Raw genomic sequence first — 16254 nt, 5'->3', positions numbered from 1 at the left:
TCCAAATGAAGGGTTTTGAAATCTCTCAAACTTTCAGTTACCCTGAAACTTAAACTAGTACTGCAAGGCGGAAGTCAAAAGTTAAAAGTCACGCATAATTGTATTCCAAGCTCTTGCGCCATTTGAAATGGTATGTTTATTTACGCCAAGCTGTACTGGTAACTAAGTTTATTCAAGAACTGGGAACACAACTCTTGGAAAAACTGCGCCAACAACAAGCTCAGTGCATCATTGGGAATTGGGAGACAAGGGGACAAGATGAATAACCATACCCAATCCCTAATGACAAATGACCAATGACAAATGACAAACTCATATTGGAGAGATGAATTTGAAAAATCAGCAATTGGGTAATTGGCAAACCACAGTTTTCGGAATTGTGTTAGCAATACTAGTGATTATCGGGCTAAATTCCTTTATCATTATTAACCCAGGACAAGCAGGAGTAATCAGCATCTTGGGTAAAGCGAGAGATGGCGCTTTATTGGAAGGTATTCACTTAAAACCGCCTTTTATCACCGTGATAGATGTGTATGATTTGACGGTGCAAAAATTTGAAGTACCAGCGGAGAGTTCCACTAAAGATTTGCAAAATTTATCTGCAAGATTTGCAATTAACTTTCGCCTCGATCCGATTAAGGTAGTTGAAGTTAGAAGGAAACAAGGAACATTAGCGAATATTGTATCAAAAATCATTGCGCCCCAAACACAAGAAGCATTTAAAATTGCCGCAGCTAGAAGAACAGTAGAAGAAGCGATTACCAAAAGAAGTGAATTGAAAGAAGACTTTGATAATGCCTTAGGCGATCGCTTAGACAAATATGGGATAATTGTGTTAGATACTAGCGTAGTTGATTTAGCATTCTCACCAGAATTTGCCAGAGCAGTCGAAGAAAAACAAATTGCTGAACAACGGGCGCAAAGAGCCGTTTATGTAGCACGTGAAGCAGAACAAGAAGCACAAGCAGATGTGAATCGCGCCAAAGGTAGGGCAGAAGCTCAAAGACTCTTAGCAGAGACACTCAAAGCCCAAGGAGGGCAGTTAGTTCTGCAAAAAGAAGCAATTGAAGCTTGGAAGACTGGCGGCGCTCAGATGCCTAAAGTCCTGGTTATGGGTAGTGACTCCAAAAATGGCGTACCCTTCATATTCAACCTTGGGAATGTCCAAAATCAACCGTAAAAGGGAAGTGGACATGAGATAACAAGCTCTAAAATTATAAAAATTGCTCTGAACTCAGACAAATTTTACAATACATTGGACGATTCCCAATTCAAAAACTAAAATCCAAAATGGTATAAGTTGCGCTAGTAGAGGTCGGTGGAAACCTACCATTTCATTACAACCAGAAAGCCCAAAATTAAAGCATGAGTGACTTTTGATTTTTGACTTCCGCCTTGCGGTACTAGTGCCAACTACAAACACCACAGAAAAACCAACCAATTCATAACCAAACTTTATGTCAACCCCCAATTATCAAAATCTCACCACCGAAGAAGCGAAAAAATTACTGAACAAATTCAACTGTTTAGACATTGCCCCTATCCTCAACTCATCAGAAAAAGCAGTAATTCGTAATGCCTTAATTTTGCTCACCAAGCTTACTGATTACCAAATTTTAGGAATTTGTGCTGATACAGCAGAAGAAGGAATATTGGCGATGAAAACCTATTCTCTGGCTTTGGGTTATGAACCGCCAAATAATTTACTTACACCCGAAGGCCCAGTTTATATCAAACTAAATGGTAAAAATGGCTTGTGTTATCTCGATTCCTATGATGGACATCATCGTGGTGTATTAGTATCTTGCCAGTCTTATAACGAAGATGGAATCAACGAAATGTATGGACACCTTCCCTTGGACTTATTTGTATAGATTCGGCGAATGTAGGTAGGGTATGAGCCTTGCCTACTCACTAATGAAAAATAATTAATGACTTCAATCTTATGAGTATTATTACACTACAATCAGTAAAAAAGGACTTTGGCATCAAGGAAATTTTAAAAGATGCTAGCTTTAGCCTTGATGCTACCGATAAAGTTGGATTAATTGGTACTAATGGTTCTGGTAAATCAACCATATTAAAAATGATCGCCGGGTTAGAATCCATTGATAGCGGTCAAATTTTAATCAACTCTGGTTCTAAAATAATCTACTTACCCCAACAGCCAGATTTAGATGAAAATCACACAGTTTTAGAGCAAGTTTTCGCTGATAGTGGTGAACATACGACTTTAGTACGCGAGTATGAAGAACTTTCTGATAAATTGGTTCACTATCCAGATGATAGTCAACTGATGTCTCGCCTTTCTGTCGTGATGCAACGGATGGATACGACTGGTGCTTGGGAATTAGAAACTAATGCCAAAATCATCCTCACAAAATTAGGAATTTCTGACTTTGATGCCAAGATAAGTACTTTATCTGGAGGCTATCGCAAGCGCATTGCTTTAGCATCGGCTTTGCTATCAGAACCAGATGTTTTGCTCATGGATGAACCGACAAACCATTTAGATGCTCTTTCTGTAGAATGGTTACAAAGTTATTTAAATCGCTATCGCGGCGCACTTTTTCTGATTACCCACGATCGCTACTTTCTAGATCGTGTCACCAATCGGATCGTGGAAATTGACCGAGGCGACATTTACACCTATACAGGTAACTATTCATATTACCTCGAAAAGAAAGCTTTAGCTGAAGAATCTGCCGTCAGTACTCAACGGAAACATCAAGGCTTATTGCGGCGCGAGTTGGAATGGCTCAAAAAAGGGCCGAAAGCCAGAAGTACCAAGCAAAAAGCTAGAATTGACCGCGCTCATGCTTTGCGGGATACTGAATTTAAACAAGTTCAGGGTAAAGTTGATATTTCTACAGTTGGTCGTCGCATTGGTAAAAAAGTTATTGAATTAGATAACATTTCTAAAGCATACAATGGACGCACTCTGATTAATAATTTCACCTACGAATTTAGTCCAGAAGACCGCATCGGCATTATTGGCGCTAATGGTGCTGGGAAATCCACTTTAATGGATATTATTACTGGTCAGATTAAGCCAGATTCAGGTATTGCAGATATTGGTACTACAATTCACATCGGTTATTTTGACCAGCATTCGGAAGAATTGCTTACAGCTTTAAACGAAAATCAGCGCGTGATTGACTACATCAAAGAAGAAGGAGAATTTATCAAAATTAGCGATGGTACTCAAATTACTGCTTCGCAAATGTTAGAGCGGTTTTTGTTTCCTGGTAATCAACAGTATGCGCCAATTAGTAAACTTTCGGGTGGTGAAAAACGCCGTTTATTTCTGTTGCGGGTTTTGATGAGTGCGCCCAACGTCTTGATTTTAGATGAACCGACAAATGATTTAGATGTTCAGACCTTGGCAGTATTAGAGGATTATTTAGAAGATTTTGTCGGGTGTGTAATTGTAGTTTCTCACGATCGCTACTTTCTCGATCGCACCATCGACACAGTATTTTCCTTTGAGGAAGGCGGTAATCTCCGGCAATATCCAGGTAATTACTCGATTTATCTGGACTATAAAAAGGCTGAAGAAGCACAGCAACAAGCTGCTAACACTAAGGAGAAGCCCAAAAATGTCGAAGTCCAAAATGGTGCGGTTTCACCCAAAGATGTAGAGAATACCAAGCGGCGCAGGTTATCGAATTGGGAAAAGAAAGAATTTGAGCAGTTGGAAGGTAAAATTGCCCAGTTAGAGGCTGAAAAAGCAGAAACTGAGAAAACACTGGCGAATGTCTCACCGGGGAATTATAGCCAAGTGCAGAAACTGTATGATCATGTGGAAAAGCTCAAGCACGCGATCGATGTGGCGACTGAACGCTGGTTAGAATTGGCGGAGATGGAGTCTTAGAGAACGTTTGAAAGTATTGGGTGAATGTGAAAATTCGTAGTGTCCAGATCCCCAACTTCTCAAAGAAGTCGGGGATCTAACTTTTCACGAATGATTTAGGACATACAGAGAAAACCCACCTCCGTGGGTTTCAAACCCTCAACTTTTCTTAGTCCACAGAGGCGGATTTCGCTTGTGTAGCCGCAACTTCTAGTGGCCCCATGCAAAATATGAAGTCTAATTGCTCAATATGCCAACTAAAATGTGAGTTAATTCAGTTAATTCTTCAGGAACCCGATATAACTTGAGGTCTTCTGTTATCTGTTTTTCCTGACGGTTGTATATTGCAAATCGCCAATCTTCACCAGTAGTTACTGCCCCATAAAGAACTGGCAACTCTGAATTGCTCCACTGGTCGAGTGCAATCAACTCAACTGCTAATTGTGTAAATCCTCTACTTATATCTGCTTGTTTCGCTTCAATTACTAACAAGCCTTTACCTTTATTAATGTAGTAATCCAAGCTGCCTTTTAGTTGGTCACTAACACTAATAGGATACTCAATATTCAATTGGGTTTGGGCAATTTCGCAAACTTCTAGTAATATCGGTGCGATAATTGCTTGCTTGCGGGCATCCTCACTAAGTAGCTTAACACGTCGGAGGTTACGCTCAATGACTCGGTGTAATTCTGCAATTATCTCAAAGTTAAATTCTGTTTTTGGTAATTGCAAGCGATCGCGTTTATAGGAACAGCCAAGTTCAGCAAGAATATCTTCTGGGGAAAACGGCAGTTCAAAATATTTGCTGAATGTATAGCTTTGACCAGGTTGAATGATTCGGGGACGACTCATACAGCAGTTTGTGTGTCGATGGCATACACTACTCTACGATTATTCTTAACAAAATTGTATTGGACAATAAGAGATTTAAATTAAAAAATATCCAAAGTAGGGTGTGTTGTTGCAAAACGCAATGTACCATTTGAATATTTATTGCGGTGCGTTACGGCGTTCCGCCTAATACACCTTACTCATCAGAGAAATTGTCTAGACTGTCGATGAGCGATCGCCAGGGGTTATCTTTGGCAATGAGAACAATCGCGTTACCAAATACAAGCGAATTTGGCTCATGAAAGTTTTTGAGTTTTATGTAGTTTCTCTAATCTCTCAGCCTCATCTGCTTCTACTGCAATGTCAGCGTCAATTTGGTCGCGGTTAGCATGATAATAAGCTAAAGCTGCATAAACCTGCGCTAAGGTCAGAGGACTAATTTGATCTGCAATCTCTTCGGCGCTATAACCTTGTTTGTAGCAGATTGCTATGCGCCTGACTGTCACCCCTGTACCAGCAATAATCGGACAACCGCCGTGTATTTCAGAATTATGGTTAATCAGTGTGCCAATATCGGTAATAGTTGTCAAAACTTGTTCTCCTAAATATCTCACACTAAAATTATGCTGATTTTAACAGTTATATTTTTGTCAAGCTGAAAGTCTTTGAGTTGTGTTTCAGGACAAATGCATCTAAATTTCACGCTTGTGTGGTACGGCGCAGCAATTGGATTTGTCTAAACTGCGATCGCGATCGCCCATGCATTCGGTGTTATCGTAAAGAATATTAGGAATTAATTACCAAGGCAGATGACTATTACTGTCAACGTTGCCCAAGCAACTGCCAAATTTAGTGAACTTCTGAGTCAGGTATTGCTTGGTGAAGAAGTCGTGATTGCTGAACAGGGGATTCCAGTTGCACGTCTAGTCGCCTTTACGAATATCAGTTCTCCTCGCATTCCAGGCTTAGATAAAGGTAAAGTGTTTATTGCACCAGATTTCAACGAGCCTTTACCAGAAGAAATCTTGAGTGATTTTGAAAGTTCTAACCTCGTTTAGTAATGAGAGCTTTACTGGATACCCATGCATTCATTTGGTGGGTAACAAATGACCCTCAGTTATCTGCTAATGCTCGTAATGTAATTGCTGATTCAGATAACATCCTATTTTTGAGCGTGGTAAGTGCATGGGAAATTGTCATCAAAAATAAATTAGGGAAACTGACTTTACCTGAACCTGTAGAAGAGTATATTCCAAGTCGTCTGGCGATCAATCGCTTTGAAAGTTTACCTATTCAAATGAGCCATGTTTTGCAAGTTGCTAGTTTACCAAGTATCCACCGAGATCCATTTGATCGGATTTTGATTGCCCAAAGCCAAGTAGAGAATTTGCCAATTGTGACAATTGATCAGAAAATTACACAATATCTTGTTCAAACGATATGGTGATCGCGATCGCCCTTCTAGAACACGCTGCTAACTATCTCTCATAAACTGCGTAGTTTACCGCCGTAGGCATCGCTTACAAAAGTTTTGCCTACGCACGAATATTCATTAAAAAGCCACTTTGCGTTGATGCACTCTCCAACTTATGGGAGCAGCTACAGGAATTATGGGAGCAGCTACAGGAATTATGGGAGCAGCTACAGGAATTATGGGAGCAGCTACGGAACTTATGGGAGCAGCTACAGGAATTATGGGAGCAGCTACAGGACTTATGGGAGTCGCTACAGAACTTATGGGAGCAGCTACAGAACTTATGGGAGTCGCTACAGAACTTATGGGAGCAGCTACAGAACTTATGGGAGCTTATAAATAGCTACATCTAGTAATTAAGTTACGAAAAATTACTGTTATCAATCAAAAAGTTTAGTAAAAAAATTGCGAGTTTTACTGAACCGGAACGCAGTTTAATTGAGGCAAGCTAGCTCTAAGAGTATCTTAAAGGACTAATTTTATGTCTCGTAAAAAACGCACATCCCGTATTTTAGAAAAAGCTCAGTTAAGATCCGCCGGATTGAAATCGATTGTTCCAAACATCAAATTTGATGAAGATTATAGTCTAGAAAAATTAGTTGAGTCAATTGAGCAGTTACGTAACAAAATTGATGTTTATAATACTGCTCTGTCTGTGGTTGACTCTTCTAAAACTGAAATAGAAGAGATGGAAAAAAATTTGAGTCAGCTTTCTGAGAAGATGCTAATGGTGGTTGCAATCAAATATGGCAAAGACAGCCGTGAATATGAGATGGCAGGTGGTGTTCGCTATAGCGATCGCATCCGCAAAATCAGATCGAGTCGCTTGAAAAATGTTGCAGAACAAGCATCTGATGAAAATGCTAAAACTGCATAAAATGCAGGATAAGGTAAGAGACGCGATGAATCGCCGTCTCTACAAAAGACTGAATTCTTGTAGAGACGGCGATTTATCGCTTCTTTGAGAAAATTCGGGAGAAATTGTTTCCAAAGTACCACCTACGACTTTAGAGTGTTGAAATAAGTCAAATAGTTATCTATCTGAAGGCGAGGTATGACAACAAACTTTAGTCGGCGTGAATTTATCTTGCTCGGTTCAGCAGGGTTTGGTACTAGTTTACTGCTGCAAGCTTGCAGTAATAAGCCGACGACACCAACAGCAACGGGTGGTACTGAAGGGTTTAAAATAGCGATCGCTCTCCCTGGAATGATTACCGACAAAGGCTGGAATCAATCTGGTTATGAAGGAATCAATCTAGCAAAACAAAAGCTAGGTGCCCAAACCGCCTATGTTGAAAAAGTAGCACAAGCAGATCAAACAGAAGTATTAACAGATTTTGCTCGTAAAGGCTACAATCTTATCTTCGCGCATGGTGGACAATTTGATGCCGCAATAGAACAAGTTGCCTCACAGTTTCCCAACACATTTTTTGTGGGAGTAAATGGTAATCTCAAGGCTGAGAATATTGCTTCTTTACGAATAGATCACCTACAAGCTAGTTATTTGTGTGGCATTATCGCTGCTTCTGTCACTAAATCTAATAAATTAGCTTATATTGCTGGAGAGAAGTTTCCCGCTACCGAGGGAGAACTGCGGGGATTTGAATTAGGAGCAAAGTCTGTTAAACCAAATATCCAAATTACTTCTACTTTTACAGGTGATTGGAATGATGTTGCCAAAGCCAAGGAAGCGACTCTGGCATTAATTTCTTCCGGGGCTGATGTCATCTATCAATGGTTAGATGCTGCTTCAGCCGCAGTCTTACAAACAGCAGGTGAAAAAGGAGTATATGCTTTTGGCAACACTAAGGATCAATTAGACGTTGCACCAAAAGCTGTCTTAACCAGCGCTGTCAAACGCTTAGATTTAGCCATAGTTTATATAGCAGAATTAGCCAAACAAAAACAAATCAAAGGACAAATATATACAATTGGGCTAGAAAGAACAGATATATTATTTTTAGGGAAATTTGGGGCAATCATACCGGAAGCAGTTAAGCAAAAGGTATTGAATGCAAACCAAGAAATTGTTAGTAAAAAAATCGTTTTTGAAGACTGCAAAGAGGCTGGTAAGGATACGCGCTGCGTGAAGGAAGCAACAACATAGGTTTAGCAAACTATATTAAAAAACTTTTGTAGTGAGGACTTTAGCCCAGATTTGAAAATCAAAAATAAAGAACCCCACCCCGCATTTGAGTAAAGCAAACGCTTCCCTCCCCAAACCTACGGTGTACACCTTAGCTTGTTAAGGGGAGGGGTGTTAAGGACTTTTGCAAGATATCTACTAAAGTCCTCACTACAAGCTATCAATTTTGTGAATATGAACTATTTACGCTTAAACAATATTACCAAACGCTTTGGGTCTTTTATTGCTAACGACAATATCAATCTCGCTGTTGCATCTGGAACTATTCATGCAATACTAGGCGAAAATGGTGCAGGGAAGAGTACTTTAATGAATATTATTAGTGGACTCTATCAACCTGATGCTGGTGAGATTTATCTCCAAGAGCAACTAATAAAAATTACCTCACCAAATGAGGCAATTAAATTAGGTATTGGCATGATTCACCAACACTTCATGCTTGTGCCTCAATTAACTGTTACAGAAAATATCATCTTAGGGACGGAGAAAACTTGGCGGCTAAATTTACAATATAAACAGCAAGAAATTGCTGCTTTATCCCAAGCTTATGGATTAGAAATTGACCCCACTGCCAAAGTTGAAAATTTATCTGTTGGGGCACAACAACGGGTAGAAATTCTCAAAGTTCTCTACCGTCGAGCAAGGTTGTTGATTCTTGATGAACCTACAGCAGTTTTGACACCGCCAGAAGTAGAATCATTAATTGCTATCTTGCGCCAATTGGCAGCCGCAGGCAATACAATCATTTTTATCAGTCATAAATTAGAAGAGGTAATGAATCTCTGTGATTCAGTAACAGTTTTGCGCCAGGGAAAGGTAGTAGCAACAATATCAACTGAAGCGGCGACACCTCAGCAGTTAGCAACATTGATGGTAGGACGAGAGGTAGCTTTACAGTTAAATAAACGTGGTACGTTACCAGGAGAAATCATCCTGTCGGTGCAAAATTTGCAAGTTGCTGATGAAAGAAATATTCTTGCTGTAAATAACGTATCTTTTGAACTGCGGGCGGGAGAAATTTTAGGAATTGCTGGTGTTGATGGCAATGGACAACGAGAATTAGCTGATGCCATTGCTCTTTTGCGGACTATTAAGCAGGGTAAAATTGAGTTTACGCCCAAGCATTCTTTAGTGGGCTACATCCCACACGATAGGCAAACAATGGGATTGGTGTTGCAATTTAGCATCGCCCAAAACTTGATTTTAAAGGTTTTTAAATATCTGCCATTTTGTCGCCGTTTTTTGTTACAACAAGAAGCGATCGCTAATCGTGCCCAAGCTGCAATGCAAGAATTTGACATTCGGGCGAATGGGATTGATATCAAGGTAAGTCAGCTTTCGGGAGGAAATCAACAAAAAGTGGTGTTAGCGCGAGAACTGGCGCAAACACCAGCTTTAATTATCGCCATGCAACCTACAAGGGGGTTAGATGTCGGGGCGACAGTAGCCGTCCAGTCGCGAATATTAACAGAACGCGATCGCGGTGCCGCAATTTTGTATATTTCTACTGAGTTAGAAGAAGTGATGACAATGAGCGATCGCATTGCCGTAATCTATAGAGGTGAGTTTGTGGCTATTTTAGATGCAGCCACGGCGAAGGTGGAAGAGATTGGTTTATTGATGGCTGGGGGATTTAATTAATTACTAATTCGTAATTTTTAGGTTTAGTTCCCCCTTCTCTACGAGACGCTACGCGAACGTCTATACGTGGCTTTGTTTCAGTCAGAGTCTAAATCCCTGTCTGAAACAGTCTTTAAATTACGAATTACGAATTATCAATTACGAATTATTTTAAGCCCATTGTTCTTGAGAAATGGCATAAAATGAAAAAGTGCTTAATTTTTCAAAGATATTAACACTGCTGATGAGCAACTCTGTATCTTTTCAGACAGTCATTGAATATGTGGAGGCTCTGTCAACCGAAGAGCAAGATTTACTACTCGAACTAATTTCTAAAAGACGCATTGAACAACGGCGTAAAGAAATTGCGGCAAATGCTGCACAAACCCTGAAAGCAATTAGAACAGGTACAGCCAAGCATGGTAATATCGAGGATCTACGGGCTGATTTGCTAAATGAAGGATGAGAGCTCTTGTTTGGGATAGTAGCTTTAAGCGTGCTTTTAAACGAGTTATTCGTAAAAATCCTCGCTTAGAAGAAGCAATTTTTGAAGTTTTAGAATTACTTATAACCGATCCATTTACACCTACTTTAAAATCACATAAGTTAAAAGGTGATTTAGCGGGTTTGTGGGCTTGTTGGGTCGAGTATGATTGCCGTATTATCTACACGTTTCAGCCCAATCCTGATGACGATGAAGATACGATCGTGCTAATCGATATTGGCACTCATGATGAGGTTTATTGAGAAATGCACAGAAGGCGATCACTAAAAAAATTAAGGTGTTGCTGAATCCGGTGATGAATTTACCTTATGCAAAGGCGCAGAGGAAAACTATTTATGGGTATAGACGGAAATTTTAAGCAGATATGTCATAATTTGCTAGAAAAAATAAAACAAGAGCCTGGATTAGTTAGAGTGTTTACTCATGCCCGATATGTATCTGAATCAGATTTAATGCAAGGTAAAGGCATTTTTTTATATCATAAAGAGTTTGATGAAATAAAATCAGATATTCCTTTGATTATTGCCGAAGGTAAAAATTAAGAATTAGATATTGATAAAGCTTGGCACGTTATCCACTTTTTATTAACTAAAGATTCATCTTGGCAGGCGTGTCACCTACCTTTTTTAATTTGCGAAAACTCAGATTGGGACGGTTTACCCTTAGTAAATGCTGTTATGGGAGGAACCCCAATAGAAGAGAATGATAGAGATTTTACTGCTGTCAGATACTTAACAAATCGTGAAGTCAAGCAAATTGCAGAAGCTTTACCCAAGATTACAGAAGCAGGTTTTCAAGAAAGATTGAATCAAGCTGTTAGATTGAATCCTGATATATATAAATCTACAGTCTGGTTAGAAGATAATCTATTAGAAGACTTAACGGCTATCAAGCAGGAAATTATAGAGTATTATCAAGATGCTGCTGACAAAGAAAATGCTATGTTGCTATATCTCAGTTAACTGAATGAAGATTGATTTCTCAACTCTTCTTTGCGCCACCCTGCGGGTTCTGCCTTAGCGGTACTGCGTCTGTGCATTAGAACATAGATTTATTCTCCACTTTTGTATTGATAGCGACAATCTTGTAATGCTTCCTATGCAAGATATTGGTCGAGACTTATTTTTTGAGGTTAAGGGGTAACAATCATTGCATCATGATTGCAAATAAACGCTTTCAACTCCTGCTGCCCATACTATCACCGCTAATTGCGATCGCCTGTGCCCTCATCGTCGGTGCTATCCTGATGCTAATTGCTGGGGCAAATCCCATCACCGCATACAGCATTTTATTTCAAGAATCTCTCTCTACCTACTTTGGATTTGGTAACACCCTCACCAAAATGACACCGCTATTGTTCGCTAGTTTAGGCGTGTTAGTAGCATTGCGGGCTGGGCAATTTAATATCGGTGGAGAAGGACAAATTTATCTGGGTGCGTTGGGAAGTACTTTAATTGGGTTATACGTGCAAGGATTACCTGCGGTGATTCATATCCCCTTAGCACTTTTAGCAGGATTTTTCTTTGGTGCAGTTTGGGGTTGGATTCCTGGTTATCTCAAAGCAATGCGCGGAGTGAATGAGGTAATTACTACATTGTTGCTCAACTATATCGCCGTGAATTTAGTTAGCTACCTCGTACAAAATCCATTAATGGCAACAGGTGCGCCTAGTCCTTATTCGCCATTAATTGCTAAAACATCCCGCTTGCCGATTATATTACCACAAAGCCTCGCTCATGCTGGTATTTTATTCGGTTTAATTGCCGCAGGTATTTTATGGGTATTGTTAGTGCGATCGCCTCTAGGTTATCAAATTACGGCAGTGGGATTTAACCCGATTGCCGCCCGTTATGCCCACATATCTGTTGAACGTACCATTATGCTGGTAATGGCTACTGCGGGTGGTTTAGCTGGGTTAGCTGGAAGTTGTGAGGTGATGGGGTTGAAATATCGGCTATTTGAACAAGTTTCACCAGGTTACGGATTTGATGCCATTGCGATCGCTTTCTTAAGTCGTGGTAGTGTTGTCGGTGTAATATTGACTTCTTTGTTTTTTGCAGCCCTTCGCAGTGGTGCGAATGTGATGCAGCGTAGTGCAGGTGTGCCGGTAACTGTAGTTTACGCGATTCAAGGGTTTATGGTGTTATTTATTGCTATCAGTTTCGCAGTCGAAAGAGAGATCAGAGTCAAAACCCAGAGAAGCGCCAAAGTTTAACTCAGAAAACTCTGCGAAACTTTGCGCTTCCCTCTGCGAACCTCTGCGTTAAAAAATAACTCTATGAATAATCTCAACTTCTTCTCCGATTACTTAATAGCTACCTTACGTCTAGCCGTCCCCTTAGCATTTGCAGCCCTTGGAGGATTGTACTCGGAACGATCGGGGGTGTTAAATATCGCCTTAGAAGGAATGTTGCTTACAGGTGCTTTTACTAGCGCTGTGGCTACTTTCTACACTGGTAATCCCTGGCTTGGTATCCTTGCATCCTTGATTGCTGGGGGATTAGTCGGACTACTCCATGCTGTTTTGTGTGTAACTTTGCGTGTCGATCAATTGGTATCTGGGCTAGCAATTAATCTTGTCGCAGCTGGATTAACATCGTTTTTGGCTCGGTTAGTGTTTAGTGGCAGTAGTACACAGCAGTTACCTGGAATCGGGGTAATTATGATTCCTGGTTTAGCTAATATTCCTCTGATGGGGCCGCTACTATTTCAGTCAGATATTTTAGTATATTTATTATTTATCTTAGTGATTTTAACTACATACATTTTATTTAAAACGAGCTTTGGATTGACATTGCGGGCAGTGGGAGAATCTCCGAAAGCTGCTGACACGGCTGGAATTTCCGTACCATTTGTTCGTTATATCGCTGTGGTGACTAGTGGCACTCTTGCGAGTTTAGGAGGTGCTTATTTAACTTTGGTACAGGTAAGATTTTTTGCCGAAGGGATGAGTGCTGGTAAAGGATTTATTGCGATCGCAGCATTAATTTTTGGCAGATGGCATCCTATAGGTAGTGCTTTAGCTTGTTTGCTGTTTGGGGCTACAGAAGCTTTACAACTACGAATTCAGGCATTAGGGGCAAATATCCCTTACCAATTTTTAGTCATGCTACCTTATGCGATCGCTTTATTAGCATTGGTGGGATTAATGGGGAAATCTACACCCCCGAAAGCTTTAGGTACTCCCTACTTTGGAGAAAATCACCACTCAGACTAATTTAACGTGAGGACAAGCCAATGAGGGAAAAGCAAATTGGACATCAGCACGCTCAAAATCAGCACATAATACAATAGCTAGTGTCCAGCAAAAGCCACTCATGCCGCAAAATAACCAAACTGCCGTTGAATTCCGCGATGTCACCTTTAGCCGCAACCATCGCCCATTGGTGTCAAATCTCAATTTCACCATCCGCCAAGGAGAAGCACTGGTATTACTTGGGCGCAGTGGTAGCGGCAAAACCACGACAATGAAGTTAATTAATCGCCTATTTACACCTACACAAGGCGAAGTTTTATTTGATGGCATTCCCACAACTCAATGGGATGAAATTAAACTGCGGCGAAAAATTGGTTACGTCATTCAAGAAATTGGTTTATTTCCCCATTTCACTGTCGAACGCAATGTCGGTTTAGTCCCATCTTTAGAAGGTTGGCAATCTAAACAAATAAAAACGCGGGTTTATGAATTGTTGCAATTGGTGGGTTTAGAACCAGCACAGTTCGCCGGACGTTACCCGCACGAACTTTCGGGAGGACAAAGGCAAAGAGTCGGGGTAGCCAGGGCTTTAGCAGCAGATCCGCCAGTGTTGTTGATGGATGAACCCTTTGGCGCACTCGATCCAATTACGCGGCTAGAACTGCAACAAGAGTTTCGGCATTTGCAGCAAGAATTAGGCAAAACTGTTGTGTTTGTCACCCACGATATTCAAGAAGCCTTTGTGTTGGCATCGAGAATTGGTTTAATGTCTGGCGGAGAATTGGTAGTATTGGGGACGAGAGATGAATTTATGCGATCGCAACATCCAGAAAGCCTTGCCTTTCTGCAATGTCTGCGTTCCCTACAAGATACTTTATGAAAAATTTCTTCCTGGTTAAGTATGCCCCAGAAATTCTTCAGCATACTCTAGAACACCTATTTTTAGTAGGTATTGCTATCGGAATTGCCATATTTGTAGGCATTCCTTTAGGTATTTTAATTACACGTAAAACTTATCTCCGTCAACCAATTCTCGGCATAGCGAATATTCTGCAAACTATTCCCAGTTTGGCCCTGTTTGGCTTACTTATTCCTGTTCCGATAATTGGCGGAATTGGTGCAGTACCAGCAATTGTTGCCCTGACTGTATATTCTTTGCTGCCGATAATTCGTAACACTTACATAGGTATTACTAGTGTCGATCCAGCGATTCGAGAAGCTGGGAGAGGCATGGGGATGACAGATAGACAATTATTATTACAAGTTGAGATTCCCTTGGCAATGGGAGTAATTTTGGCAGGTGTGCGAGTCGCAACTGTAATTGCCATTGGTATTGCAACTATTGCCGCAGCAATTGGGGCTGGTGGTTTGGGAGTGTTTATTTTTCGCGGCATATCAGTAGTGAACGATCAGTTAATTTTAGCTGGTGCAGTTCCGGCGGCGACAATTGCATTATTGGCTGACTTCGCAATTGGCTGGATGGAGAATAAATTAAAAATTAAAAATTAATGAAAAGATTTTTCACGCTTTGCTTGTTAAGTTTTGCTTTGTTATTGTTAATCGCTGGTTGTACGCCGAATTTAAATAGTAATAACGGTGCTGATATTATTGTTGCTTCCAAAGATTTTACCGAACAAGATATTTTAGGTGAACTTTTAGCACAACAAATTGAGGCGACAACTAATTTAAAAGTGGATCGCCGTTTCCGTTTGGGTGGTTCTTTCATCTGTCATAGTGCTATTACTTCGGGAAAAATTGATGCATATATTGAATACACAGGCACATCTTTTACTGGGATTTTAAAGCAAAAAGCAGTTAATGACCCTAAAGAAGTTTATCAGAAGTTAAAACAACTTTATGCCGAGCAATTTAATTTGGAAGTGATGCCAAGCTTGGGTTTTGAAAATACTTTTGCGATGATTATCCGGGGTGAAGATGCCAAGCGTAACAATATTCAAACTCTCTCCCAAGCTTCTCAATATACACCTCAGTGGCGCGGCGGTTTTGGCTATGAATTTTTGGAAAGGGAAGATGGTTTTCCAGGATTAGCTAAAACCTACGGGTTAATTTTTGCTAAATCTCCCCAAATTATGGACTTGGGTTTAGTATATCGTGCTCTGATTCAAAAACAAGTAGATATGGTAGCGGGTAACTCCACTGACGGACAAATTTCTCGCTTGGGTTTAGTTGTACTCAAGGATGATAAACATTATTTTCCACCTTACGAAGCTGCACCAATTGTTCGACAAGAAACTTTAAAAAAATATCCCGAATTAAGAACAGCGATCGCATCACTTGCTGGAAAGATTTCGGCAGATGAAATGCGACAGTTAAATTATTTAGTTGAGGGAGAATTACGTGATGTTAAAGATGTTGTCCAGGAGTTTCGTAAATCGAAGGGATTAAAATAATTCGTAATGACGCTCGAATACTCGCTACCGCTACGCTAACGTAATTCGTAATTCGTAATTTTTAAATAAGGGTTAGCGTCACACACACTACTAGTTTTTCAAGTTTAAATTGATGGGTAAGTAAGTTGATAGTAGGTACTTTAGTGCTTACTATAAACCCTCAAAACTCGCTTAAACATTGTACTACTGCTGTTCGCGCAGCGTCTCGTAGAGAAGCG

The 16254-nt window shown here is 40.3% G+C and carries 21 protein-coding genes; 19 read left to right on the top strand and 2 right to left on the bottom strand.

Translation table 11 applies throughout. The annotated features are described in order from the left end of the window. Nucleotides 1–98: 98 nt before the first annotated feature. The 4 genes from NLP_RS32685 to NLP_RS02485 all read left to right on the top strand — a co-directional run bounded on the left by NLP_RS32685 (nt 99) and on the right by NLP_RS02485 (nt 3874). On the top strand, nt 99–266 hold the full coding sequence (locus tag NLP_RS32685) for a hypothetical protein (protein ID WP_158680256.1): 168 nt from the start codon (nt 99–101) through the stop codon (nt 264–266). Nucleotides 267–331: 65 nt separating this feature from the next. Continuing rightward, a complete protein-coding gene (locus NLP_RS02495) occupies nt 332–1180 on the top strand; it encodes a prohibitin family protein (protein WP_199784836.1) in 849 nt (282 codons plus the stop codon). A 277-nt stretch (nt 1181–1457) separates the two neighbouring features. Beyond that, the gene (locus NLP_RS02490) at nt 1458–1874 is read left to right on the top strand and encodes a DUF1824 family protein (RefSeq protein WP_104905008.1); all 417 of its coding nucleotides are present in this window, start codon (nt 1458–1460) and stop codon (nt 1872–1874) included. A gap of 71 nt (nt 1875–1945) precedes the next feature. Beyond that, nucleotides 1946–3874, top strand: a complete 1929-nt coding sequence (locus NLP_RS02485) for an ABC-F family ATP-binding cassette domain-containing protein (protein WP_104905007.1) — start codon at nt 1946–1948, stop codon at nt 3872–3874. A 216-nt stretch (nt 3875–4090) separates the two neighbouring features. On the opposite strand, the gene NLP_RS02480 is transcribed toward NLP_RS02485, so the two are convergent. Further along, the gene (locus NLP_RS02480) at nt 4091–4705 is read right to left on the bottom strand and encodes a hypothetical protein (protein WP_104905006.1); all 615 of its coding nucleotides are present in this window, start codon (nt 4703–4705) and stop codon (nt 4091–4093) included. A 275-nt stretch (nt 4706–4980) separates the two neighbouring features. Continuing rightward, complete coding sequence (locus tag NLP_RS02470) at nt 4981–5274, bottom strand: DUF433 domain-containing protein (protein ID WP_104909745.1); 294 nt, start codon at nt 5272–5274, stop codon at nt 4981–4983. Nucleotides 5275–5493: 219 nt separating this feature from the next. Between NLP_RS02470 and NLP_RS02465 the strand changes: the two genes are divergently transcribed. The 15 genes from NLP_RS02465 (at nt 5494) to NLP_RS02395 (ending at nt 16036) form a co-directional block, all read left to right on the top strand. Then, nucleotides 5494–5742, top strand: a complete 249-nt coding sequence (locus NLP_RS02465) for a type II toxin-antitoxin system Phd/YefM family antitoxin (RefSeq protein WP_104905005.1) — start codon at nt 5494–5496, stop codon at nt 5740–5742. A gap of 2 nt (nt 5743–5744) precedes the next feature. Beyond that, nucleotides 5745–6131, top strand: a complete 387-nt coding sequence (locus NLP_RS02460) for a type II toxin-antitoxin system VapC family toxin (protein ID WP_104905004.1) — start codon at nt 5745–5747, stop codon at nt 6129–6131. A gap of 142 nt (nt 6132–6273) precedes the next feature. After that, nucleotides 6274–6501: a hypothetical protein gene (locus NLP_RS02455; RefSeq protein ID WP_104905003.1), complete on the top strand. Its 228-nt coding sequence runs from the start codon at nt 6274–6276 to the stop codon at nt 6499–6501. A 138-nt stretch (nt 6502–6639) separates the two neighbouring features. Next, nucleotides 6640–7035: a hypothetical protein gene (locus NLP_RS02450; RefSeq protein WP_104905002.1), complete on the top strand. Its 396-nt coding sequence runs from the start codon at nt 6640–6642 to the stop codon at nt 7033–7035. A 177-nt stretch (nt 7036–7212) separates the two neighbouring features. Further along, the gene (locus tag NLP_RS02445; RefSeq protein WP_104905001.1) at nt 7213–8265 is read left to right on the top strand and encodes a BMP family protein; all 1053 of its coding nucleotides are present in this window, start codon (nt 7213–7215) and stop codon (nt 8263–8265) included. Nucleotides 8266–8478: 213 nt separating this feature from the next. Beyond that, nucleotides 8479–9945, top strand: a complete 1467-nt coding sequence (locus NLP_RS02440) for an ABC transporter ATP-binding protein (RefSeq protein ID WP_104905000.1) — start codon at nt 8479–8481, stop codon at nt 9943–9945. 223 nt (nt 9946–10168) lie between these two features. Continuing rightward, nucleotides 10169–10390 (top strand): hypothetical protein, encoded by a 222-nt coding sequence (locus tag NLP_RS02435; protein WP_104904999.1) that lies wholly within the window; start codon nt 10169–10171, stop codon nt 10388–10390. Next, nucleotides 10387–10671 (top strand): type II toxin-antitoxin system RelE/ParE family toxin, encoded by a 285-nt coding sequence (locus NLP_RS02430; RefSeq protein WP_104904998.1) that lies wholly within the window; start codon nt 10387–10389, stop codon nt 10669–10671. Before NLP_RS02435 ends, NLP_RS02430 begins: the two co-directional genes overlap by 4 nt. Nucleotides 10672–10764: 93 nt before the next feature. Then, nucleotides 10765–10971, top strand: coding sequence for a hypothetical protein (locus NLP_RS02425; protein WP_104904997.1), 207 nt, complete (start codon nt 10765–10767; stop codon nt 10969–10971). Nucleotides 10972–10980: 9 nt separating this feature from the next. Beyond that, a complete protein-coding gene (locus tag NLP_RS02420; RefSeq protein ID WP_104904996.1) occupies nt 10981–11391 on the top strand; it encodes a DUF1877 family protein in 411 nt (136 codons plus the stop codon). 194 nt (nt 11392–11585) lie between these two features. Then, nucleotides 11586–12644 (top strand): ABC transporter permease, encoded by a 1059-nt coding sequence (locus NLP_RS02415; protein WP_104904995.1) that lies wholly within the window; start codon nt 11586–11588, stop codon nt 12642–12644. A gap of 63 nt (nt 12645–12707) precedes the next feature. After that, on the top strand, nt 12708–13646 hold the full coding sequence (locus tag NLP_RS02410) for an ABC transporter permease (protein ID WP_104904994.1): 939 nt from the start codon (nt 12708–12710) through the stop codon (nt 13644–13646). Nucleotides 13647–13746: 100 nt separating this feature from the next. After that, nucleotides 13747–14505, top strand: a complete 759-nt coding sequence (locus NLP_RS02405) for an ATP-binding cassette domain-containing protein (RefSeq protein ID WP_104904993.1) — start codon at nt 13747–13749, stop codon at nt 14503–14505. Then, the gene (locus NLP_RS02400; protein WP_104904992.1) at nt 14502–15134 is read left to right on the top strand and encodes an ABC transporter permease; all 633 of its coding nucleotides are present in this window, start codon (nt 14502–14504) and stop codon (nt 15132–15134) included. The genes NLP_RS02405 and NLP_RS02400 overlap by 4 nt, the downstream gene beginning before the upstream one ends. Further along, a complete protein-coding gene (locus tag NLP_RS02395; RefSeq protein WP_104904991.1) occupies nt 15134–16036 on the top strand; it encodes a glycine betaine ABC transporter substrate-binding protein in 903 nt (300 codons plus the stop codon). The genes NLP_RS02400 and NLP_RS02395 overlap by 1 nt, the downstream gene beginning before the upstream one ends. The last annotated feature ends 218 nt before the right edge of the window (nt 16037–16254 follow it).

Source organism: Nostoc sp. 'Lobaria pulmonaria (5183) cyanobiont' (genome assembly GCF_002949795.1).
In the GTDB taxonomy this organism is placed as follows: domain Bacteria; phylum Cyanobacteriota; class Cyanobacteriia; order Cyanobacteriales; family Nostocaceae; genus Nostoc.
The sequence above is the reverse complement of the archived record's forward strand: the minus strand, read 5'-3'. Positions and strand labels throughout refer to the sequence as shown.